Annotated in this window: 18 protein-coding genes; 4 read left to right on the top strand and 14 right to left on the bottom strand. The window is 48.2% G+C overall.

The genetic code is table 11. The features are described 5' to 3' along the window. Positions 1–328 precede the first annotated feature (328 nt). Both AB6805_RS31840 and AB6805_RS31835 read right to left on the bottom strand, forming a co-directional pair. Positions 329–1105: an acyl-CoA desaturase gene (locus AB6805_RS31840; protein WP_370913468.1), complete on the bottom strand. Its 777-nt coding sequence runs from the start codon at positions 1103–1105 to the stop codon at positions 329–331. Positions 1106–1217: 112 nt separating this feature from the next. Next, entirely contained in the window at positions 1218–2861 is a 1644-nt protein-coding gene (locus tag AB6805_RS31835; RefSeq protein ID WP_370913467.1) for an ABC transporter substrate-binding protein, read from the bottom strand. 45 nt (positions 2862–2906) lie between these two features. On the opposite strand from AB6805_RS31835, the gene AB6805_RS31830 reads away from it, so the two are divergent. After that, complete coding sequence (locus AB6805_RS31830; RefSeq protein ID WP_370913466.1) at positions 2907–4538, top strand: M1 family metallopeptidase; 1632 nt, start codon at positions 2907–2909, stop codon at positions 4536–4538. A 55-nt stretch (positions 4539–4593) separates the two neighbouring features. On the opposite strand, the gene AB6805_RS31825 is transcribed toward AB6805_RS31830, so the two are convergent. After that, positions 4594–5253 carry an NADPH-dependent F420 reductase gene (locus AB6805_RS31825; RefSeq protein ID WP_370913465.1) on the bottom strand — a complete coding sequence of 220 codons (660 nt, stop codon included), beginning with the start codon at positions 5251–5253 and terminating at the stop codon, positions 4594–4596. 424 nt (positions 5254–5677) lie between these two features. Further along, positions 5678–6430: a menaquinone biosynthetic enzyme MqnA/MqnD family protein gene (locus AB6805_RS31820; protein WP_370913464.1), complete on the bottom strand. Its 753-nt coding sequence runs from the start codon at positions 6428–6430 to the stop codon at positions 5678–5680. A 142-nt stretch (positions 6431–6572) separates the two neighbouring features. Between AB6805_RS31820 and purB the strand changes: the two genes are divergently transcribed. After that, positions 6573–7910, top strand: coding sequence for an adenylosuccinate lyase (gene purB / locus AB6805_RS31815; RefSeq protein WP_370913463.1), 1338 nt, complete (start codon positions 6573–6575; stop codon positions 7908–7910). A 613-nt stretch (positions 7911–8523) separates the two neighbouring features. Here purB and AB6805_RS31810 read toward each other — a convergent pair. Beyond that, entirely contained in the window at positions 8524–8874 is a 351-nt protein-coding gene (locus AB6805_RS31810) for a YraN family protein (protein ID WP_370913462.1), read from the bottom strand. A 148-nt stretch (positions 8875–9022) separates the two neighbouring features. Between AB6805_RS31810 and manA the strand changes: the two genes are divergently transcribed. After that, the gene (gene manA, locus AB6805_RS31805) at positions 9023–10225 is read left to right on the top strand and encodes a mannose-6-phosphate isomerase, class I (RefSeq protein WP_370913461.1); all 1203 of its coding nucleotides are present in this window, start codon (positions 9023–9025) and stop codon (positions 10223–10225) included. Positions 10226–10459: 234 nt separating this feature from the next. Here the strand turns inward: manA and AB6805_RS31800 are convergent, their stop codons facing one another. The 5 genes from AB6805_RS31800 to AB6805_RS31780 are packed head-to-tail and all read right to left on the bottom strand — an operon-like array spanning position 10460 to position 17232. After that, a complete protein-coding gene (locus AB6805_RS31800; RefSeq protein ID WP_370913460.1) occupies positions 10460–11410 on the bottom strand; it encodes an NADP-dependent oxidoreductase in 951 nt (316 codons plus the stop codon). 37 nt (positions 11411–11447) lie between these two features. After that, a complete protein-coding gene (locus AB6805_RS31795; RefSeq protein WP_370913459.1) occupies positions 11448–14051 on the bottom strand; it encodes a polynucleotide kinase-phosphatase in 2604 nt (867 codons plus the stop codon). After that, positions 14035–15111 carry a DNA polymerase beta superfamily protein gene (locus tag AB6805_RS31790; RefSeq protein ID WP_370913458.1) on the bottom strand — a complete coding sequence of 359 codons (1077 nt, stop codon included), beginning with the start codon at positions 15109–15111 and terminating at the stop codon, positions 14035–14037. The genes AB6805_RS31795 and AB6805_RS31790 overlap by 17 nt, the downstream gene beginning before the upstream one ends. Further along, positions 15101–15862, bottom strand: a complete 762-nt coding sequence (locus tag AB6805_RS31785; protein ID WP_370913457.1) for a nucleotidyltransferase domain-containing protein — start codon at positions 15860–15862, stop codon at positions 15101–15103. Before AB6805_RS31785 ends, AB6805_RS31790 begins: the two co-directional genes overlap by 11 nt. After that, positions 15859–17232: a 3' terminal RNA ribose 2'-O-methyltransferase Hen1 gene (locus AB6805_RS31780; RefSeq protein WP_370913456.1), complete on the bottom strand. Its 1374-nt coding sequence runs from the start codon at positions 17230–17232 to the stop codon at positions 15859–15861. The genes AB6805_RS31785 and AB6805_RS31780 overlap by 4 nt, the downstream gene beginning before the upstream one ends. A 153-nt stretch (positions 17233–17385) precedes the next feature. Here AB6805_RS31780 and AB6805_RS31775 point away from each other — a divergent pair, with 153 nt between their 5' ends. Next, positions 17386–18690: an O-acetylhomoserine aminocarboxypropyltransferase/cysteine synthase family protein gene (locus AB6805_RS31775; protein WP_370913455.1), complete on the top strand. Its 1305-nt coding sequence runs from the start codon at positions 17386–17388 to the stop codon at positions 18688–18690. Positions 18691–18733: 43 nt separating this feature from the next. On the opposite strand, the gene AB6805_RS31770 is transcribed toward AB6805_RS31775, so the two are convergent. Genes AB6805_RS31770 through ureG form a run of 4 tightly spaced genes read right to left on the bottom strand, consistent with a single transcriptional unit; the run spans position 18734 to position 23331 of the window. Beyond that, a complete protein-coding gene (locus tag AB6805_RS31770) occupies positions 18734–21160 on the bottom strand; it encodes an AsmA family protein (protein ID WP_370913454.1) in 2427 nt (808 codons plus the stop codon). Between the two features lie 45 nt (positions 21161–21205). After that, positions 21206–21910, bottom strand: a complete 705-nt coding sequence (locus AB6805_RS31765) for a hypothetical protein (RefSeq protein ID WP_370913453.1) — start codon at positions 21908–21910, stop codon at positions 21206–21208. 9 nt (positions 21911–21919) lie between these two features. After that, positions 21920–22699, bottom strand: coding sequence for an urease accessory protein UreD (locus tag AB6805_RS31760; protein ID WP_370913452.1), 780 nt, complete (start codon positions 22697–22699; stop codon positions 21920–21922). Then, positions 22696–23331: an urease accessory protein UreG gene (gene ureG / locus AB6805_RS31755; RefSeq protein ID WP_370913451.1), complete on the bottom strand. Its 636-nt coding sequence runs from the start codon at positions 23329–23331 to the stop codon at positions 22696–22698. Before ureG ends, AB6805_RS31760 begins: the two co-directional genes overlap by 4 nt. Between the last annotated feature and the right edge of the window lie 5 nt (positions 23332–23336).

Below are 23336 nucleotides of genomic sequence, written 5' to 3'. Positions count from 1 at the left end.
GCTCAAAACTGTATTTTCTGCGTCTATCCATAAAAATGCCCCCTAAAAGTGTCTAACTTTTAGGGGGCAGTACATATTTTCGCTTATGTCTCCCCAAATCTTTTTAAAAAAATCAGTTAAATCAGTGTAATCAGTGAGAAAGACAAAATCCGCATATCCGCTTATATCTCCCCAAATCATTTAAAATCCAAAGTGTTCAAATCCCCTAAATCAATATAATCAGCGTAATCCTGAGTAAGACAACCTTCGCGTATAAAAAATGCCTCGCCATTACGGCAAGGCACTTTCTATTATTGTAACAGATTGATTGTACGAAGTGTTTATATTATCAGGCAGCTTTCGCTTTTTTCATCTGCGCTGTTACCATTGCGGGTTTCAGCTTGATGATGCCAACGAAGTTCAGCAGCTTCATTACCTGGTAGCTTGGGTCCAGCTCATACCATTTTTTGGCAAAGTTAGGACTGTCCTTAAATTTGTGGTGGTTGTTCTGGAACAGTTCGCCCATCAGTACTATACCCCATGGAGAAGTATTTCTGGAGTGGTCGTTGTTGTCAAAGTTCTGGTAACCATATTTATGTCCGCACCAGTTAACGATAGCACCCTGTACAGGTCCCATCAGGAAATGGATAGGCAGCAGTAAATAAAGATACCACATACCTGCAGGAACGAATGCTACGTAAAATGCTACATAAGCGCCCATCCAGAGGAAACGGGTGATGTTGCTGTCGCCGAATTTATCCATTGCATCCCATTCTGGTAACGGGTCTTTGGTAAATTTAGGATCTACATCACTGGTACGTGTTACAAAACCATTATAGATTTTGCGGGTTTGTACCATCATGCCCCATACGTCTTTGAAGAAGTGCGGAGAATGCGGATCATGTTCAGTATCGCTGAATTCATGGTGCATGCGGTGCATAACGCCATAAGCTCTCGGAATCAGGTATGATGAACCCTGGAAAAACCAGGTGCTGAAATAAAAGAATCGTTCCCAGAATTTACTGGTAGTATACATCTGGTGAGATGCATAACGGTGTAAGTAGAATGTGTGAAAAAACAAGGAAAAGAACCAGTGCACACAAAAGAATATCAGGATCGCCGTCATTTCTATACTTTATAAAGTGACAAATAAGCGCCAAAGGTAAGCTAATTAAGCGGATATTAAGCCAGTTTTCACCTCCCGGGTGGTGAAGAAAATGTTAAAATAATTTTAAATTTTAATTTTTCTTTACCCAACGTAACTCTAAGAGGTTCATACCGTTACCGCTGAATCCGGAGATGTTTGGCTGCACCAGCCGCACGACCTCGTCATAGAACAGCGGCACTACCGCGGCGTCTGCCATGATCATATTATCCATCTCCCGGTACTGGATGTACCGGACGCTGTCATTGTTCTCCTCCAGGGATGTTTCGTACAACCGGTCGAATGCCGGGTTGTGGTAGCGGGTATAATTGGGCGGCGCCGGGTTTTTGCTGTAAAACATGGCCAGGTAGCTTTCTGCATCGGGGTAGTCGGCGATCCAGCTGCCGCGGAAAAACAGCGCCTGTGATTTAGCGGTTTGCTCCAGCAGCAGGCTTTTCTGCACCACCTCCACTTGTATGCGCACACCAACATTCTCCAGCTCATTCGCTACATAATTGGCAAGATCGGCGTAGATGGGAATAGACAACAGTTTGATAACGGGCAGTCCTTTCCCATCCGGGAAGCCAGCTTCGCGGAGCAGCTGCCGCGACATGGCCGGGTTGTAGGGATAGCCCTTTACCAACTGCGCATTAAAAGAAGGCAGCCCGGCGGGTACAAATCCTGCTGTGGCGGCGGTACCTATGCCATTGCGGAGGTAAGTCATCATTTTCGTACGGTCAATGCCGTAGTTGATGGCCTGCCGGATCTTTTTCCAGCGGAGCGGCGACTTCCCAACAAGCGGATTGCTGCTGTCGGTAAGAAATCCAAGGTATTCTGTGTTCAGATAAGGATGTTTGTTCAGCACCATTTTCCCCTCCCACTCCTTCCGGAGCTTGCCTTGCTTGGTGAGCACTTCATCTTTAAAGGAGGCATCGATATCATTCATAAAGTCCAGTTGCCCCTGGCGGAACAGCAGGAATTCCGAAGCTTTGCTTTCGAGGAAGCCTACCTGTACTGCATCCAGGTATGGGAGGCGGCGACCGGTATCATCTTTTTCAAAATAAACGGGATTGCGATGCAGCACCAGCGCCTGTCCTTCATCCCAGAGGAAAAAGCGGAATGGCCCGGTACCACATGGATGATTGCGGAAGTCTTTTCCGTATTTCTCTATGCCCTCGTGTGGTACAATGGAGCAATACTGCATGCTGAGTATTCCCAATACCGGGTGAAACGGCCAGTAGAGCGTTAGTTCGAAGGTGGAGTCATTCAGGGCGTGAAGGCCGCTGTCGGCGGACAGTTTGCCGTTGAAAATCCAGGCGCCGGGCGAAGCCGTGGCGGGATCCATGATACGGCGCAGGCTGTACACCACGTCGTTGGCGGTCATCCGGCGGCCTTTGCCTCCGGGGAAGATGTCGCTGTCGTGGAAGTATACGTCTGTCCGGAGATCAAACGTATAGGTGCGGTGATCGGCTGATTCGCGCCACTGTTTGGCCAGCGAGGGACGGATCACCAGGTTGCTGTCGGGTTCCACGAGCGTATTGTACAACTGCTTTACCGCCCATATTACTTCCTGGCTTTTGGCAAAAGCAGGGTCCAGGCTGGCTATTCCGTTGGTGCTGTTATACCGGAATACGCGCAGCGACTGTTTTTCCGGGCTACCGCATGCCCCAAGTAAGAGGCTGCATAGCATTGCAAGCCCCCATCTGCATATAACCACCTGACAATAACAACTTTTCATTTGGCGGTAAATTAATATCTTTCAGGCTAAAATATACGAATAAATATGCGCGGCATACCGATGCTTTGTATGGCCCTTCTGGCAACTTTAACTGCAGGGGCGCAACAGTTCAGCAGGGCTGACACGCTGAGAGGTAGTATTACTCCTCAGCGCGCCTGGTGGGATGTTACCAGCTACGACCTCCATGTACAGGTAAACCCGGACGACAGTACCTTCAGCGGTTTCAATACGATTACCTATGAGGTGCTGAAAACCGATTCGGTGATGCAGATAGATCTGCAGGTACCTATGGTGATAGACAGTGTAGTGCAGGATAAGAAGCCGCTCACCTTTACCCGCGACGGCAATGCCTGGTTTATAAAAATGACAATTCCGCAGGTAAAAGATAAATCAAAAAAGATCACGGTGTATTACAGCGGCAAACCCCGCAAAGCGTTGAAAGCGCCGTGGGATGGCGGTGTAGTGTGGTCGAAAGACGACAAAGGCCGTCCGTGGATAGCCACTGCCTGCCAGGGTTTAGGCGCCAGCATCTGGTGGCCTAACAAAGACACTCAAAGTGATGAGCCTGAAGACATGACCATCAGCGTTACCGTTCCTGCCGAGCTCACGGATGTATCCAATGGCCGTTTAAAAAAGACCATCGACAATCCCGATGGCACCCGGACCTTTGTATGGTATGTGGGCAGCCCTATCAACAACTATGACGTAGCGGTGAACGTAGGTAATTATATAGAGATGAAAGATACCTGGCATGGTGAAGGCGGTAAACTGGATCTTGGTTTCTGGGTATTGGATTATAATGAAGACAAGGCAAGGGAACATTTCAAAGTAGTGAAGCCTATGCTGAAATGCTTTGAATACTGGTTTGGCAAGTATCCTTTTTACAAAGACAGCTACAAGCTGATAGAAGCGCCGTTCCTGGGTATGGAGCACCAGAGTGGCGTTGCTTATGGCAACAAATATCTCATGGGCTATTCCGGCAGGGATCTTTCCGGTACCGGCTGGGGATTGAAATGGGACTTCCTCATTATCCATGAAAGTGGCCACGAATGGTTTGGTAACAGTATTACCAGCAAAGACCTGGCAGACATGTGGATCCATGAGTCTTTTACCAACTACTCCGAAACTCTTTTTACCGAATGCCAGTACGGACATAAGGCCGCTGAGGAATACGTACAGGGAATCCGTAAGAATATTTTAAATGATGTGCCCATCATTCCGCCTTATGGCGTTAATGCAGAGGGAAGCGGTGATATGTATTATAAAGGCGCCAACATGCTGCACAATATCCGGCAGATCATGGAAAACGACGAGGCCTTCCGCCAAATGCTGCGTGGGCTGAACAAAACATTCTATCACCAAACGGTGACCACGCAGGAAGTAGAACAGTACATCAGCCAGGCGGTAGGTATGAACCTCAATAAAGTATTTGACCAATACCTGCGTCATACCACCATTCCTACACTGGAGTACCGCTTCAATGGCCAGCAGATCCAATACCGCTGGGTATCTGATGTAAAAGACTTTAATATGCCGGTGAAAGTGAAGCTGAGTGATAGCGGGTTTAAGCTGATATACCCGGGCACCTTATGGCGGAGTTCCAATATTACTTTAAGTGATCTCAAGAACTTTGAAGTAGATAAAAACTTCTATATTAAATCCAGGCAGGTGAAGTAAAGATGCGTGCAAAACAAAAAGAGGGGTCTGCTGATAACAGGTCCCTCTTTTTATTTTATCGTTTCAGTAATTTGAAGGCGTGACCGGTGCTGTCATTCAGGAACCCGTAGGCCGCCCATAAAATAGAGAGTGGTTCAATACTGCGGCTCATTTCTATCCTTCCCATATCTGCCACATCGAGCCAGCCAATCTGGTGCAGGAGGTTGACGACTTCGCGCTTCGCATCGTTGTTATTGCCGGCAATAAACATGGTAGGGGCTCCTTCTTTGAGTTCCGGGAGCAGCATTTTTTCGTGGCCTATACAGCTGAGTGCCTTTACTACATTGGCATCCGGCGGCAGCCAGGCTTGTATTTGTTCCCCTGCGGAGTTGTTGTGACCGATGGTGAAGGTGAGGCGTCCGTTTTCATCGGGGCCTTTGCCATCGAGTGGATTGGTAACATCCACTACTGTTTTGGATTTAAAGTTCCATATCCCGGCGGCTTCAATGGCTTTTTTAGTACCGGCCCAGCTGGTGCAGATCAGCAACAGTTCCCCGAACTCGGCTGCTTGTCTGAAAGTGCCTGCCGTAGCCTGCTTACCCTGCTTCTTTATCCATTGCTGCAAAGATTCCCTCGAGGGATTACGGGTACCGATTGTAACATGATGTCCTGTTTGAATAAGCCCTTTACCAAGAGTTAAACCAACGGGACCGCTTCCAAGGATACCGATTTTCATGAGCGTAGATTAGTAGATTAATTTTAAGTGCGAATTATGAAGATACTTAAAATTGGGGAGAACTAAGCGTAGGTTGTCTTTCTCGCTGATTACGCTGATTTTACTGATTTAGGGGATTAGATCACTTTGGATTTTAAAGGATTTGGGGAGATGTGAGCGAATTTTGTCTTTCTCAGGATTACGCTGATTTAACTGATTATATCTTTTATGATTTTGGGAGATATAAGCAAATATATCCGCTTATATCTCCCAAAATCCTTTAAAATCCAAAGTGATCTAATCCCCTAAATCAATAAAATCACCGTTAATCCTGAGTAAGACAACCTACGCTTAGATCTCCCCTGGCACTCGCTTAGGACATGCTTAATACATGCCTTTGCCATGGGCTAAATATGGAGGTAACGTGGAGGTGACGTGGACTTGATCATGTATCCCGCTCCTGTAGCAGGTATCCGAGGAATTTTTGCATGCCTTGTCGCTTTGCGGGCGTTAACGGATAACTGATATTATGAATATAATAAGTGGTAAGATCGTATACTGCGTAAGGGTTTTCGGCCACTACTGCCGGGATGTTCTGGATACCGATGCTGGTGGCATTGTTAAATGCGGTGATGAACTCTGCGGGCAGTTGTTTATTACTGATCCAGGCGGCGAATACAAATGGCAGGCTGGTAAAGCGTACCCAGTGTTCTGCGAGGTCATATATATATGGCGAAACAGTACGTTGTTCCAGGGCGCGGTCGCCGATCACCAAACCAGCGTCGGTGCCCTTGATTTTGTCCTGGTAATCCCCGTTGGTATCTACAAACTCCACACCAAGCTTCCAGTATTCACGTACCAACACTTTGAGTAAGGCTACCGAGGTACGGCTCTGGTAATCCAGGTAAATACGTTTTATTTCATTTAAGGGCACCTCGCTGTATAAACAAACAGATGCCACAGGTCCTTCGGCTCCGATACAATAATCTGCTATGATATGATATTCCTTCAATTTAGGGATAATGGCTACCGGCACCAATGCTACGTCCACCTCTCCATCTATCAGCTGCTGGGCTATTTTAGCGGGATAATCCATCGATAATTCCATCATTTCCATCACCGGATGATTCCTGAATCCATACAATAAAGGCTTCGTATTCAAATAACTTACAGCCGCAACTTTTACTTTCCGTTCCAATTTCAGTAATTTTGAAGCTGCAAAAGTAATTAAATCCCGGTTAACAAGTTCCAAATGAATAATTGTGGTCCTGTAAATCAGGATTTAGGGAGAACTTGCAGCCATTCAAACATGTTAATAGTAATACTGGAATACATACATTATGCAACTACAACCTTTAACTGCCATTTCTCCGCTGGACGGGCGCTATCGCAAACAACTGGACGAGCTGGCCAATTATTTTTCTGAATTTGCGTTGATCCGTTACCGTGTGATGGTAGAGGTGGAATATTTTATTGCGCTCTCCGAGCAGAAGCTGTTTACGCTGCCGAAAGCCAAGTTCCCCGCCCTGCGTAAAATTTACCAGGAGTTCACCATCGAGAACGCACAACTGATCAAAGACACAGAGAAAATTACCAACCACGACGTAAAGGCAGTTGAATATTTTCTAAAGAATGAATTGAAGAACCTCGGTTTAGAAGATAAACTGGAGTGGGTGCATTTCGGTCTTACTTCACAGGATGTGAACAATACCGCTACCCCGCTGCTGTGGAAAGATGCCATAGAGCACGTGTACATGCCCGCGCTGGCCAACATGATCCTGGAGCTGAAAAAGCTTGGCTTATCCTGGATGAAAGTGCCAATGCTGGCGCGTACCCACGGCCAGCCGGCCTCCCCTACCATTTTGGGTAAAGAGATCCTGGTGTTCGTGGAACGCCTCGAAGGACAGGTAAACCTGCTGGGACATATTCCTTTCGCTGCAAAGTTTGGCGGCGCCACCGGCAACTTCAATGCGCATCATGTGGCTTTCCCGAAGATCAACTGGGAAAAGTTCGGGGAGAAGTTCGTGAACACCACACTGGGCCTGCAACGTATGAAGTATACCACGCAAATTGAGCATTATGATAACATCTCCGCTCAATTTGATGCACAGAAACGGATCAACACTATTTTGCTGGACTTCTGCCGGGATATATGGACTTATATCTCCATGGATTACTTTAAACAGAAGATTAAGAAAGATGAAGTAGGTTCTTCCGCGATGCCGCATAAAGTAAACCCGATTGATTTTGAAAACGCAGAAGGTAACCTCGGACTGGCTAACGCCCTGTTTGAGCACCTGAGCGCCAAGCTGCCTGTTTCCCGCCTGCAGCGCGACCTCACCGATTCTACTGTATTGCGTAACCTCGGCGTTCCGTTTGGTCACACCTTACTGGCTACCAAATCTATCCAGAAAGGATTGGGTAAACTGATCCTGAATGAAGCTAAACTGAAAGATGACCTGGAAAATAACTGGGCCGTGGTAGCAGAAGCTATTCAAACCGTATTACGCCGTGAAAACTATCCGCAGCCATATGAAGCCCTGAAAGAGCTGACCCGCGGCGGAGAACAGATCACGCAGAAAAGTATGCATAAATTTGTGGACGGACTGAAGATCAGCGCTGCTCTCAAAAAAGAACTGAAAGCCATCACACCACATAACTACACCGGTTTGTGGTAAGCATAAAAACATAAAAGCTCCGTCCTATAAGACGGAGCTTTTTTTACTTTCTGACTCCCGAAAGCAACTTACGGTGATCAATGCGTTAGTAGCGTAATAGCCGCGGTTAATCAAACGCTGTCAAATGTGTATTAATTTTTACTCCCCTGTTTTTTCTGTTGTTACGGGTATCGCCGTTATTCATCTCTCCTGTTATGTACATAAACTGCCCGCATAGGTCGCGCTGACCAGTGCACCAGATCTTTCCAGAGAAAATGTTTGCTTGTCATCTACCGGGATACCGGGGGGTATAACAACTCGGGGTAGGTTCTAAAAGCTGTTACAAAGATAGGCAATAACATAGTATGAGAAAATTATCACAGGCGTTTTTTTGTTAATAAGCGGTTAACGCTTGCGCGGATTTTGTCTTGAGCACTGATTACGCTGATTATACTGATTAACTGGATTTTGTTTTTTTTGATTTTTTGATTTTAAAATCATTTGGCGAGACGTAAGCAAAAATATCCGCTTATATCTCCCCAAATCATTTAAAATCCAAAGTGATCAAATCCTATAAATCAGTATAATCAGCGTAATCAGTGCTCAAGACAACCTTCGCGCGGAAGGCTTTTGCTTAAAACACGTCCTTCAGGTGTTCCAGCTCGTACGTTTCTCCGGAAAATGTGATCGCAATGATATCAAACCGGATGGCCAGCGGGGTGAGGTTATAATGCAGCAGGTAGTCAGTTGCCACACTGCGGATATGTTCTTCCTTGCGGGCGTTCACGGCTTCTTCGGGCCAGCCGAAACGATCTGTGCTGCGTGTTTTTACTTCTATGAAATAAATCTGTTCACTTTTCCGGGCGATGATATCGATTTCCCTCCTGCCGGATTTCCAGTTTACATGCAGGATATCACAATACCGGCGAACATAAGCCTGTGCAATTGACTCGCCCTGTTGTCCCAGGGACATACGATTGACCATTTGCTATTGGGTTTGGGTTATCACAAACAACTGCCTGAATAATTTACTTCCCGGTGCGGGGGAATTATTTACACTTAACACCTATTTTTGCAGGCATATAAAATTATCGATTCCCTGGTATTTAACAAGTAAAAACAGATTACTATATATGAACTTATTCAGACTGGAAGGAAAAGTACAGCACTACGCATGGGGCGGACACAACTATATTCCTGAGCTGTTGGGAATAGCCCCTTCAAATCAGCCCAGTGCAGAATACTGGATGGGCGCGCATCCCAGCGCACCTTCCACTGTTACTACCGCCAGCGGACAACTGCCGCTGAATGAACTGATCGGCCAGGATCCGGCTAACATTACCGGGCCGGCAGTATGGGAACGATTTAAGGAGCTGCCTTTTCTTTTTAAGATCCTGGATGTAAAAGACATGTTATCTATCCAGGTACATCCTACCAAAAGTGAAGCGGAGAAAGGTTTTGCAAGAGAAAATGCTGAAGGCATTCCTTTGAGCGCCCCTAACCGTAACTACAAAGACGACAACCATAAACCTGAAATTATGGTGGCCCTGAGTGAGTTCTATCTCCTTCATGGCTTCTTATCGCATGAACAATTGCTGGAAGTGCTGAAAACCGTTCCGGAATTCACTTCACTGGTAAGCATATACGAAAAAGAAGGTTATTATGGCCTGTATAAAAATGTAATGGAAATGCCGCAGTCGCTGGTGAACATCCTTCTCCGCCCGCTGACAGACCGCCTGATCCTTCCTTACAAAGCCAATAAGCTGTCGAAAACCGATCCTGGCTTCTGGGCCGCCCGTGCGGTTTTAAACGATCCTAACAGCAGGGAAAAACTGGATCGTGGTATCTTCTCTATTTACTTCTTTAATATCATGCAGGTGCAACCGGGCGATGCGGTGTTCCAGGACGCCGGCATCCCGCACGCTTACCTGGAAGGTCAGAACGTAGAGCTGATGGCCAATTCAGACAATGTACTGCGCGGCGGTCTTACCCCGAAACATGTGGACGTACCGGAGCTGCTGAAGCATACCCGTTTTGAGGGCGTGCATCCCAATATCATTAAAGGCGATGTAAGCGCTGATGGCCTGGAGAGAATATACCCTTCCCCGGCGCCGGATTTCGAGGTAAGTAAGATCGATCTCACTGCCGGACAAGTGTATAAACACACCGCCAAAGCCGCGGAAATACTGATTGTAATAAAAGGCAACGCCACCATCAAAGGTGACGATACACTGGCGCTGCAAAAAGGACAATGCGCTTTCACCGCCTACGGCGCCACCTACGAGATCAGCACTGACAGCGGAGCGGAGCTGTTCAAGGCAACAGCGGGTGTTTGATCGCCTTCGGCGATGCGGAGGTTGTCTTGAGCACTGATTACGCTGATTATACTGATTTAGGGATTGATCACTTTGGATTTTAAAGGATTAAGGGAGATATAAGCGGATATATTCGCTTTTATCTCCCTTAATTATTATTTAAGAAAATCTATGAAATCAAAAAAAATCAAAAAGTAAAAATCCAACTAATCAGTATAATCAGCGTAATCAGTGCTCAAGACAACCTCCGCGTCATCAAATAACGATCACGGTTTTGCCCTTGCCTTTCGCCTGGCGGCTCAGGGCTATGGCGGCTGGAACGTCTTCCAGTTTGATTTTATTTTCTACGGGGATGCTGAGTGCGCCCCGGTCGATGGCTAATGTCAAGGTATCAAGTGAGGCGGCGCTGCCTTGTGTTTCGAAGTTGCCTCCGCGGATGTTGCGATCTTTCAGGGCATCTTCCTTTGCTACGAACATGGTGGTAAGGGCTGCGCTGCCTGGTTTCAGCAGGTCCAGGTTTGCCTCAAATGCGGCTGCGTTGCTTACCAGGTCGATCAGGCCGTCGAGTCCCTGTGGGAACTTTTCCTTTACCTGTTGGGTTAACGGCGCCTCTTTATAGTTGATGGTGATGGTGGCGCCCAGTTTCTTCATTCTTTCGGCGCCCGCATCGTCCGATACGGTGGCAATTACCTCTAAGCCCTGGGCGGCGGCCAGCTGTACTGCAAATGAGCCAACGCCGCCGGTGGCGCCGTTGATCAGCAGCGTATTTCCTTCCTGGAGATCCAGTTTATCCAGTAGTTGCTGGGCGGTCATACCGGAGGTAGGCACTGCTGCCGCTTCCACGGCCGACAGGCTGGATGGCGCTTTGGTAAGCCCGGATTTCTCCGGCACGATGGCGTATTCAGCATAGGAGCCTTCACCGATGGGCGAATGAATAAACTGTCCGTATACCTTATCTCCTGCTTTAAAGCGGGTAACGCCCTCTCCCACTTCTTCAATGGTACCGGCTCCGTCTACGCCCATGATGAGCGGAAACTGGTGTTTGGTTTTCCCGTCGTCCATAATGCCATCGATCATTTTCCAGTCAAACGGATTCATTCCCGCTGCGGCCACTTTTACAAGCACAGTGCCTGGTCGTACTGCGGGTTTCGGCAGGTCCATCACTTCAGGAATGTCTTTGAATTTTGATACGGCTACGGCTTTCATAATTATGTTTTTTTAATGTAGAAAGATGTTTTCATGGTTACAGTCTCGGATCGACCGGTTCGCTCTCCAGCGCTAAAATACCAAATACGCATTGATGTACCGACTGTAAAGGTGCATTATTTACAAACCGGTCGAGCCCTTCGAGGCCCAGCGCGAATTCGCGTAGTGCCAGTGAACGTTTGCCCGACAGCTTGCGGCTGCGCAAACGGTGGAGGTTTTCCGGCGCATCGTATTCAGGACCATAAATAATGCGCAGGTATTCTTTTCCGCGGATCTTTACGGCGGGTTGAATGAGTCCTTTGGCATCGCGGGCAACAAAAACAGATGGCTTGATCACCATGCCTTCGCCACCGGCGGCGGTAAGATTTTCCCACCAGGTGACTGCTGCTTTTTCACTGGCTTCATTCCCGGTTTCCACTTCCAGGAAGGGAGTAGCCAGCAGTAATTGTTCATCGCCGGCGCAGATATCTTTTATGGCAGACAGATGCCATTCATGGTCTTTATAGAAATACGTTTTTCTTTCCGTGGCCATGATATGGAACGGCGCCAGCTTATAATCGTCCAATGACGCCACCGGCCAGCAATACTGGCGGTATGCTTTTACGTAGCTGCTGGTTTGTCCGAGGCGGCGGGAATATTTTTCCAGCAACGCCTGTGCCGGTACGCCCTGTGAAATGGCTTGCTGCAACGCATCCACCACAACAGGCAACGCCTGGCCTGCAGCTGTACCTACGGCGGCATACTGGTTTTGCAGCAATGCCTGGGCCTTTGCGCTCCAGGGCATCAACTCTGTATCCAGGCATACCCAGTCGGTTTCAAAGGTTTCGTAAAAACCGGTATTGATCAGCGCTGTGTTGATGCGGGCAATAAAGTCCTGTTCTGTTTGTTTATCGCTGAAGAAGCTGCGGCCTGTTCTCGTATATACTACTCCGTTACCTTCGCCTGCGATGCCGAAACGTTTTACGGCGGTGGCCTCGTCGCGGCAAACTATTACCACGGCGCGGGACCCCATATGTTTCTCTTCACAAATAACTTTTGCTATTCCTGCTTCTCTATAATACTGCAGGCCCTCTGCGGGGTGCTCCAGCATTCCTTCTTCGCGGCTGGTTTCAGCGGGCGACATAGTGGGCGGCAGGTATATAAGCCAACGCGGGTTGATAGCAAAGCGGCTCATTGCTTCTAATGCAGCAATGTTGTTCTCTTCCCGGATAGTAATGCTATGGCTGTAGTTTGTTTGCAGTATTTTCTTCCCAATAAAATCTTCTATGTCCAGTACGTTATCATATTGTTGTTCCAGTGTCAGCGCGCTTTCTGCATTATAGCCTATAGGCCGGGCCGGCGCTGCGTATTGTTCCTTTGCCGGTACTGACACCAGTATTTTTTCAGGATAACGCAACGCGGTAAGGGTAGCGCCAAATACGCAACCCGTATCTATGTCGATGGTATTGTTTAAGAATTTCGCTTCGGGAACCGGTGTGTGGCCATATACCACCATTGCTTTCCCTTTGTATTCGAGCGCCCAGTTATATCTTACCGGCAGGCCGAATTCATCTGTTTCACCAGTGGTTTCCCCATACAAACAAAACTCCCTTACTGCGCCGGAACCGCGTCCCTGCATGTTTTCCTTTAATCCGGCGTGCGCTACCACCAGTTTGCCATCGTCCAGTACATAATGACTTACAAGGCCATCTAAAAACAGCTTTACCGCCGCGAGGAACTCCGGCGATTCGCCTGCCAGTTGTGCCACCGTTGCTTCGAGGCCATGCCGCAGCTGCACATTTTTTCCATTCAGGTAGCGGAGCAGTTTGGCGTCGTGGTTTCCCGGTACACAAAGCGCGAGGCCATTGTTTACCATGTTCATGACCAACCGCAATACCTGCGGGGATTTCGGGCCGCGATCTACCAGGTCGCCTACAAACACAGGTTTACGGAAACGCGTGTATCCCTCTGCGTTAGTAGTGAGCTGTGCGCTGACCAGGCTGCAGTTTTCTTTATCTACTTCGTAACCCAATGTATCCAGCAAGGTGCATAGCTCATCGTAGCAGCCGTGTACATCACCTATGATATCAAAAGGTCCGTGTTCATCTTTCTTATTATTGTAGAGCGGGTTACGGATAACTGTTTCCAGCTGTTCCACTTCTTCCGGCGAGTGTAGTTCAAATATATGCCGAAAACCTTCGTCCCGGAGGTAACGGATACCGCGCCTGAGCTGACTGATCTGCTGCGGAATCACATGCGCACCAAAGTTACGGTCGCTCCGCAGCTGGTTACGTTCCTGGCATACTTTCTCCGCCATATTGAGCACAATTGCTACCGGCAGTACATGATACTCACGGGCCAGCCGCACCCATTCGCGGCGCGCCTCCGGCTGAACATTGGTGGCGTCGATCACGGTAAGCAGCCCCAGCTTCAATCGTTTCGCGGCTATAAACCTCACTACTTCAAAAGCATCGGTAGTAACAGCCTGGTTATTTTCATCATCGCTGATCAAACCGCGGCAAACATCCGACGAAATAATTTCGGTGGGCTTGAAAAAGCGGCGGGCAAAGGTGGACTTACCGGCGCCTGAAGGGCCGATCAATAATACCAGTGAAAGTTCCGGCAGGGAGATGTGTGATAATTGTCTATTTCTTCGGGACATAAAATTCGTCTCTTATGCTGATTAACAGGTTTGCCGCCAGTTCCGGGTCCGGGTGATCCGGAAGATCGGAGGCAGCATACAGCTGTTCCATGTCATTTAATTTTTGGGCGGCCATATCCAACAATTCCTCATACTTGAATTCACCGTTGCGGATGCGAAGCAGGAAATCGCGGTCGTTGCGATAAACGCGTACTTCTTTATATAATGCAATCTCTTCTGCCATGGTGAGCAGACGGAAGGTATGCATCATGTGTTTGCTGTCGTAGTCTGCCCCCAGTTCCTTATTATGCTCATAGCGGGCTTCATTGCGAAGCTCCACCCATTCCCAATAGGCTGCAAAGTCTTTGCAATATACCGTATAGCCATCTTTGTTAAACTGCATAATCGCTAATGGGTCCGGTCCTTTCGGGATGCTGCTGAGTTGTACGTCGTTCGCATCTGCACCGGAGAAAATACCTTTAAAGGTAACGCCGGGTTCAAACTGGCTGGTATGGTACAACGCATAAACGTCGCGGAAGTGATCTATCCGTGCGAGTCCGCAATCACTTTGCACAAGATTATTTTCGTGCAGCCATTCCCGTAAGGGAATACTCCGGCTGCCGGCAATCACGTAGCAAAACTCAGTGATGTTTTTCCGTTCTGTTCCGTGCGACTGATTGATCTTTTTGTTCAGTCCACGGGCTTTCTTTATCTGTGTTTTGGCATAGCCTGCAAAGGTTTCCAGGCAAAGCTTTGACAGGAAGTCGCGGGGCTGAATGAGGTTCATCAGCGGATGCCGGAACAACTGGTTGCCGTTGGCGGTACTCAGCAGTTCCAGGATATTGGGATTGTTTTTATCCAGTAGTTCCAGGAAGCGTTTTATTTCAAAATACACTTCGTCGTTGCTTTGATTGGCCACCTGTGGAGTGTAGGTCATCCCATACAGTTCGTGTTGCGGTAATATGAACACGCCTTTGATATCTGTATCTGATGTGGGTACCTGGAGATTATATGCCCTGCTGCCGCTGATGCATTCCAGCAGGATATATTCCCGTTGTTGTTGCAGTGCTTCAAAAGTCATACGAAATATATTTCCGGAAAAGCGTATCCAGTTCCGCGGTATCGTTTTTTATAGCGGGCAGTTCAGCAGCCTGCATTTTGCAATCTTCCAATGTATATGCCATCCACTGGTGCAATGTTTCATCAGGCGCTACCGTGGCTTGCTCATCTGCAGTGGCTTTTAATTCCAGCAGTTTGTCGATGATGGCCTGGATGCCATCATCTTTGATCAAGGTACGCAGCGGCGCCAGTTCCATCGGCGGCACTCCTTTACCTGCAAGGATCCACTGGCAGGCCAGCATAGGGCGCAATACATAAAAGTATTTCTTCAGTTTAATAGCTTCTCCCTGTAATTCGTTGGAGAAAACATTAAAGGCCATAGACAGGTAATGATGACAACCTGAGCGTGGCGAGAAATATTTTCCCATCAGGCTTGTGAGGGTTTGCTTAAAGTCCGTTTCTTCCTTGTAGATGATGGGCGACTGTAACCATTCGTACAGGGGAGCATTGGATTTCAGGAACAGCTGTAATCCTTTGCGGATATCCCATCCGCTTACGTCCAGTACTTCATCTACCGGTAATTCAATCACATCCCGTGGTTCCGTGATACTCAGGTAACTATCCCTGTGCCGGGTGTAAATATAGCGCACATCGTAGTCGCTGTCGGGCGATTCAAAGCCCCATGCGCGGCTACCGGATTCGCAGGCATATAATACTTTTACCTGGTGTTGTTGTTCCAGTTCCTCTATCTTTTCTAATATAATGTCTCTCATAATGATCGTTTAAATAATGCCAGCTGGCTGGGTCCTCCCAGTGTTTCATCTGTTTCTCCAAGTGGCCTGAAGGATACAATATAGCCAAATTGTGCGGCTACGCGGTTGGCCCAGGTTTCAAATTCTGCGCGCGTCCATTCAAAACGGTGATCGCCGTGCCGGAATGAGCCAGCAGCAAGCTTTTCATACATCACATTATATTCTGCATTTACGGTGGTCATGATCACATGGGCGGGCCGTGCATATTCAAAAACTACTTTTTCCAGGGCTGACAGGCGGGATTCGTCCAGGTGTTCAATCACCTCCACCAGTACGCCGGCATCAAAACCTTCCAGTCGTTTATCCCTGTACGTTAGTGATCCCTGGATGAGCTGTATGCGGTTGCGCTGCATTTCAGGCAGGCGGTCCAGTTTTAGTTTATCCTGTGCAATTTCCAGTGACCGGTAGCTTACATCCATTCCCAGGATTTTTTTGAATTGTGGCTTTTCCGCCAGGAGGCGGAGCAGCTTACCTTCTCCGCAGCCCATGTCTGCCACGATGGACACGTTTAGTTCCAGGAGTATATCCCTTACCGTTAGCAGGCGGAGATCGTGCAGTTTCACTTTATCTTTTGCCGGTTTTTCTTCTACCGGTAACACCTCGTCCTTCATGATCAGCTCCAGCGCCTGTTTTGCGAGTGGTGCGATATTCCGGAGGTAGCGGCGGGTAATGAGTTCTTTGGCAGGATGTGTATCCATCCAGCCCTCTCCTTTCTCCATCAGCTTTTCAATTTCATGGCCGCCCACGAAATAATGTTTGTCGTTGTCACAAACCGGTACCAGGATATACAGGTGCTTCAGGATTGTTTTCAGCGGCAATGTGTGGCGGAGTGTTACATTGAAATAACGGCTCTGCCCCCACTCGGGATATTGTTCATCCAGCAGGTGCGATTGTACCGTTACTTCATAGCCCAGTGGCTCAAAGAACTGTCGGAGTAAAGGTTCGCCGCCTTTCACCGGTAACACGGACAGGCCTATTTCAAACGGAATGGCTTCATCAACCAGGTGTGGCTTATCTTTACAACGCCCGTTCATGGCGGTGGCGAAGGCTTGGGAGATGGCGGCGCTCATAAACGACGAGGCCACATATGGGCGGTCGTTTACATATTGTTCCAGTGCAAAGTCGTGGCCGTTACCCTTTCCACGTACCAGTCTTACGGGATCAATGTCCAGCAGTAAAGCGGCGGTGCAGGCATGGTCGGTTGCTTCCGGGTAAAAGATGTGTGCACTCCCTGCGGTTAGTTCAACGGTTTGTACTTTAGCGGGATGTTTATGCAACAGGTAGCCCAGGTCTGTGGCGGGGTAACGTTTGATGGTAATAGTTAATAACATCGGTCAACTGCGTTTCTTCACGTAAACATGCATTTTGTAATTATGCCGCCGAAGATATTATTTTTTGTGTGAGAATCATGTTAAAATATTTTGTTATTGCAATTAGTCTACTATATTTGTAGACTTATACTCAAACCTTTAAACTTTCCGGTTATGTCCAGTAAGCCATTACATTTTGACACTTTACAGGTGCACGCGGGTTATCAGCCTGAATCCTCTACCCATGCTGCTGCGGTGCCTATTTACCAAACCACGTCTTATACTTTTGAGAGTGCAGAACATGCGGCGGATCTGTTTCAGTTGAAGCAGTTTGGTAACATTTACACCCGTATTATGAACCCCACCACGGATGTATTTGAGAAGAGAGTGGCGGCGCTGGAGGGCGGCGTAGGTGCGCTGGCAGTGGCGTCAGGGCAGGCTGCCCAGTTTATTGCCCTGCATAATATCCTGTTACCGGGAGATAATTTTGTGACTTCTTCCTATTTGTATGGCGGCACTTTTAACCAGTTTAAAGTAAGTTTCAAGCGTATTGGCGTAGAGGCGCGTTTTGCGGATCTTGACAACCCGGATAGTTTTGAGGCGTTGATTGATGCCAATACAAAAGCGCTTTACGTGGAAACCATTGGTAACCCGGGGTTTGCCATTCCTGATTTTGAAAAGATCAGCGCCATAGCGCGCAAGCACGATATTCCGCTGGTAGTGGATAATACATTCGGCGCAGCGGGTTATCTGGCCCGTCCGCTGGAACATGGCGCCAACGTGGTGGTAGAAGCGGCCACCAAATGGATTGGCGGGCATGGCACCAGTATTGGCGGTATTATTGTCGACGGCGGCAACTATAACTGGGGCAATGGTAAGTTCGTGCAGTTCAGCGAGCCTGATGAGGCGTATCATGGCATGAAATTCTGGGAAGTATTCGGCTCCCACAGCCCGTTTGGCAACATTGCCTACATTATCCGGGCACGTGTAGCCGGCTTGCGCAGCTGGGGACCGGCACTGGCGCCACAAAACTCCTTCCTGTTCCTGCAGGGGCTGGAAACCCTCTCCCTCCGGGTACAGCGGACGGTAGATAATGCACTGGCGCTGGCACAGTGGCTGCAAGCGCATCCTCAGGTAGAATCTGTAAACTATCCTGGTTTGCCTGACAACAAATACCATGCGCTGGGGAAGAAATACCTGCAAAACGGCTTTGGCGGCGTATTGAGCTTTAAGATCAAAGGAGGAAAAGAAGTCGCTGATAAATTCGTACAGGCGTTAAAGTTAATTTACCACCTCGCTAATGTAGGCGATTCCAAAACGCTGATCATTCATCCGGCTACTACCACCCATCAGCAGCTGAGCGAGGAAGAACAAAAGAAAGCGGGCGTAGCACCGGGCGTGCTGCGCATTTCGCTGGGTATTGAACATATCAGTGATATTAAGGGAGATCTTGAGCAGGCCTTCCAAACGGTGGCTTAGAAATAGTAAGAGTGGCTTTTGTGATCATTCACAGAAGTCACTTTTAGTCATCGTTTCCTTTGCCCAGCTTGATCTTTACTTTGCCATCCTTTTCTGATACCGCGCGCAGGTGCACCACAATTCCTTTCCTGCTGCGTTTGCGCTTCTCTGCTTTGTCGGTAATGGCCGAATCTTTTGCCGGGTTCCTCAATGGAATATCCAGGTTGATATTCGTCCCCCCGGTTATTCCGTATACCCCATTCACATCAATATTGATGGCGCTGGAAGCGATGCGCATGGGTGGAATCAGTATTTTATTTCCCTCCACCTGGAAGGTACTGGACAGGTTATCGATGGTGATACTGTCGAGACGGCGTTTGCGGAAGGCGAAGTTACCAATGTCTGCAAGCGGGCCGAAATTGATGAGTGCACCGTTCTTCAGGTTGAAGTTAATGGTGCCGTAGAGGGAGTTCTTAGCAAGACTTCCGTTATCCAGCACATTCCCTTTCAGGTTCACCTTTGCCGATACATTCCCTCTCAGGTTATCTGATTTCAGGGCCGACAAGCCAAAGTTATCGAATGCATAAAAAAGCTGGCTGATGTGTACATTGTTCACGGTGGCGTTTATGTTGAAGTTGTTGTTATTCCCCTGTTGATGGAGCACCCCGGCCATCTGCATATTTCCGCCTGCATGTTGCAGTGCAATTTGTTTTAACAGTATATCCGTATTCGTTAGCTGTACAGATGCTTTTACATTTTGTGCATTAAAGCGCTGATAGGTAACCTTATCCAGCTGCACCAGCATATTTACATTACTGGAAGCCAGTACTACATCCAATTGCCGGTTCACCCGGGTCATTTTTGCTTTCTGCTGGGTGCGGGTTGGTTTAACTTTTTGCCGTGGCGCCAGGAAGCTCTTGAACTCATTGAGGTCTACCAGCTGGCTGCGGATATTCCAGGTGAGTTCAATTTTATCCGGCGTAGTAAAATAGAGGTTCAGGAGGTTCTTTACCATGCCGTCCATCTGCAGGTTACTTTTCTGCGTTTGTATATGGACGTTTTCCAGCATCAGATCCTGCCCGGTAAAGCGCAGGTTGGCATTGGCATCATGAAAAGATAAGTTACGCGGCAGGTAGGTAAATGCCCCTTGTTTTACCTGTACTACCCCTTGCAGGGACGAAGGCGTATTATCGCTGTTTAGCACGGGCCCCGTGTAGTACAGATCTGCATTGGCGTTGCCGTCTTTGAACAATATCGGGCTTTCCCCTGTCTCGCTGTTCAGGTTGGTTAACGGAAAATCCGACCGGAAATGCCCGTGTAGCAATGGTTGTTTCAGGTTTACCACCCGGATGGTGTCTGCTTTCAGCGGTACGCCTGCCAGCGTGGCGCTCAACTGGAAAATATTGACGGCAGAATTTTCATCAGTGTGGCCTTGTCCCGGTAACACTTCGTTATTAAATCTCCCGGTGAAATTACAGTTGGTCCATTCACCCATTGTAGTCACCATTACATTGTTGGTGGTTTTCCAGGTGATAAGCACTTTGGGCGTATCCCTGTATTTCATATAGCCGTTGAGGTTAGCTTCCGCATCCAGCGGCTTTGTGAGGGTAATGCTGCTTAGTTTGGAGCTGATGGCAGGCGGCAGCCAGGTGGCTGCATCATGCAGTAATACCTGGTTGGCGTTAATTTTCAACTGGAAAGGCGGTGGTTTTTCGCCAAACCCAAACTGCCCTGTAATGAGTACCGGGTGGTCATCTATACGGATTTCCTGTTGTGGTATATGCAGGATCTTTGTGCGTTTATTGAAGATCACGGAGAGGTTCAACTGCATTTTTTTATCTTTCAGATAACTTCCTTTAACGGTGTTAAAAGCAAAACTTTTAGACAGGATATCCGATATCATCGTAAACTGGATACTACTGTCGGTGGCGCTCACCTTACCATCCAGCTGGCGTACATCCAGGTGGAATAGTTTAAACTTCTGCCGGTTATCTATTATAAAACTGATGTTCGTTAACATCAGCTTTTTAATGCTGGCATCTTTTGAGCTGTTGTTTTTCTTTGGTGCCGACTTCCGTTGCAGCACATATGTATTGGAATAGCCGGTGGTATCTGTATACAGGAAGATGGTACCATCCTGCAGGGTGATTTCATTTACATTTATGTGTTTGCGTAACAGTGATAACGTGTTTACCCGTACGAAAATGTAGTCAACATCCAGCAATGGGTGATGATGCTGTTGAAAGAGGCTGTCTTCCAGCACTACTTTTTTCAGGGCGATAGATACACTGGGAAAGCTCTTCCAGAGGGAAGGTTCCATATCCGCGATGCGGATATTTCCGCTCAGGTGATCATTCAGCTGAGCGGTGATCTGTTTGAGGAAATTGTCTTTATTCGCATGTATGTACCAGGTCATACCCAGGATTAACAGCACCAGGAGTGCTATAAATATACCGCCGGTAATAAGGATGATCCTGAGCCATTTCTTCATGTGGTAAAGGTTTATCTGCTATAACAGCTTGAGCTGCCAAACAGTTCACCAACCCATAAAAACCATGCCTGTTCCACAGAGTGTAACAGCAGCGCCGCTGATGGCGGCCATATATCTTTCTGTGGCAACGGGTTTCATAAGTGAAAAACCATAGTATCCCAACAGGACCATGATGATCATGGTGAGGATGGTAAAGAACGTAAAAGTAGCTACCAGCATTACGATGCCGGGTATAGATTGTTGTGCGGCCGGATAAAACAATAACGGCAGTAAGGGTTCCGACGGACCCATTACGAATATTACGAACAGGATCCAGGGCGTTACGCGGATCCTTTTCTGTGGCGCAACGTAGGCTTCATTGTGCCGGTGCTGATAAACATACATATCGCCGTCATCATATACATCAAAATGTTTGTGTGGCCTGTTGGCGATGGCTTTATACAATCCCCATATGAGGTAAAAAAGCCCCAATATCAGCAATGCCCATCCCGCAATGCCGCCACGCACTTCTGTGATGGTGGTAAAACGTGACAGCTGCCAACCGAGTACTACGCCAATCATCCCGATCACGAGTGAGCTCATTACATGTCCGAGGCCGCAGAGGGCCGTCCACCCGATGGTTTTAGCCACCGACCATTTCCGGGTGCGGGAAAAAACGATGAAGGGCACGTAATGATCCGGTCCGGAGGCCGTATGAAGACAGCTGATAGTAACTGCCGTTAGTAATAAACTGTTATCAATAAATGACATACTACATTTTTAAACAGATAAAAGCTTTGCCAGTTGTTGCTGACATTCAAATAGTTGTTCCCCGCTATGGCCCAGCATTCTTACCATGATGCCATTGCCGGCAGTGCGGGTAACGCCGGCCAGGATACGCGGTTGATCTTCCAGGTAACGGTGAAGCCTGTCCGCAGTTTCGTTCAGGAGTACCTTTTCATGGGTATCAAAAAACAGGAAGGTGGCCTGGTGGGTATATTCTTCCATCCATCCCATTGCATCAAAGCTGGTAACGCCGGGTTGCATCAGGAGGTTATCCCTTAGCAACAGCTGCTCCCCAAAAAATACCTGTGTGATGCTGTGCAGTTTTGTAAACAGGAATATTTCCCCGTTTAATTTCCGGCCGCAGGTAATGATTTCTCCCCATATAAGACGGCAGTCGTTGGCCAGGTACAGATTTGCCGTGCCGGTGTAGGCTGCCTTTTCATGCGGCACCAGGGGGTGTGGTAAAAAGGTGAAGGTGCTCCCTGTTTGCAGTCGTACGCGCATTTCCTGCGTAGCGCCTGTTTCCATGTTGAACAGCCGCTGGTAGGCCTGCGTTTGCAGGTGCAGGGCGGTGCCTGCGGCTACGGTAATATCTAACTGGTAATGATCTTTATCCAGCATTCCCGGTGAAGAACTCATCATCATGAGGCGCAATACCGGGTCGCTGCGTTCCTCCCGCACGTTGGCCACTTTAAAGGGCCGCGTGCAGTAGCATTCCTTCAGGTAAGTGCTGCTGTCCCTTTTGCCCGTCAATATCTTCAGTTCACTGATCATGTTAAGAGGTTGGGCACGGCGCTGTCTTCCAGTAATGCATATCTTTTAATCCAGTTAATTACGTCTTGCAGCCCGGTGCCGCTCATGAGGTCTGTGAACACAAAAGGTTGTCCCACTCTCATTTTGCGGGCATCCCTTTCCATTACGCCGAGGTCGGCGTGTACATAAGGTGCCAGGTCAATTTTATTAATCACGAGCAGGTTGGAGCGGGTAATACCGGGACCTCCTTTACGCGGGATCTTATCTCCTTCCGCTACATCTATCACAAAAATGGTCACATCTGCCAGGTCGGGGCTGAAGGTGGCGGAGAGGTTATCGCCGCCGCTTTCAATAAAGATGATTTCAATATCCGGGAAGCGACGTACCATTTCTTCCACGGCTTCCAGGTTCATGCTGGCATCTTCACGGATGGCGGTATGGGGGCAGCCACCGGTTTCCACGCCAATGATCCTCTCTGCCGGCAGGAGGCTGTTTTTCGTGAGGAATTCCGCATCTTCCTTGGTATAAATATCGTTGGTGATAACGGCCACCTGGTAGTGTTGCGCCATTTGCCTTGTCAACCGCTCAATGAGGGCTGTTTTGCCGGAACCTACCGGACCGGCCACTCCTACTTTTATGTATTCTCTGCTCATTGTAT

The organism is Chitinophaga sp. RCC_12, assembly GCF_041360695.1.
Classification (GTDB): domain Bacteria; phylum Bacteroidota; class Bacteroidia; order Chitinophagales; family Chitinophagaceae; genus Chitinophaga.
This window is presented reverse-complemented; position numbering and strand designations above follow the sequence as displayed.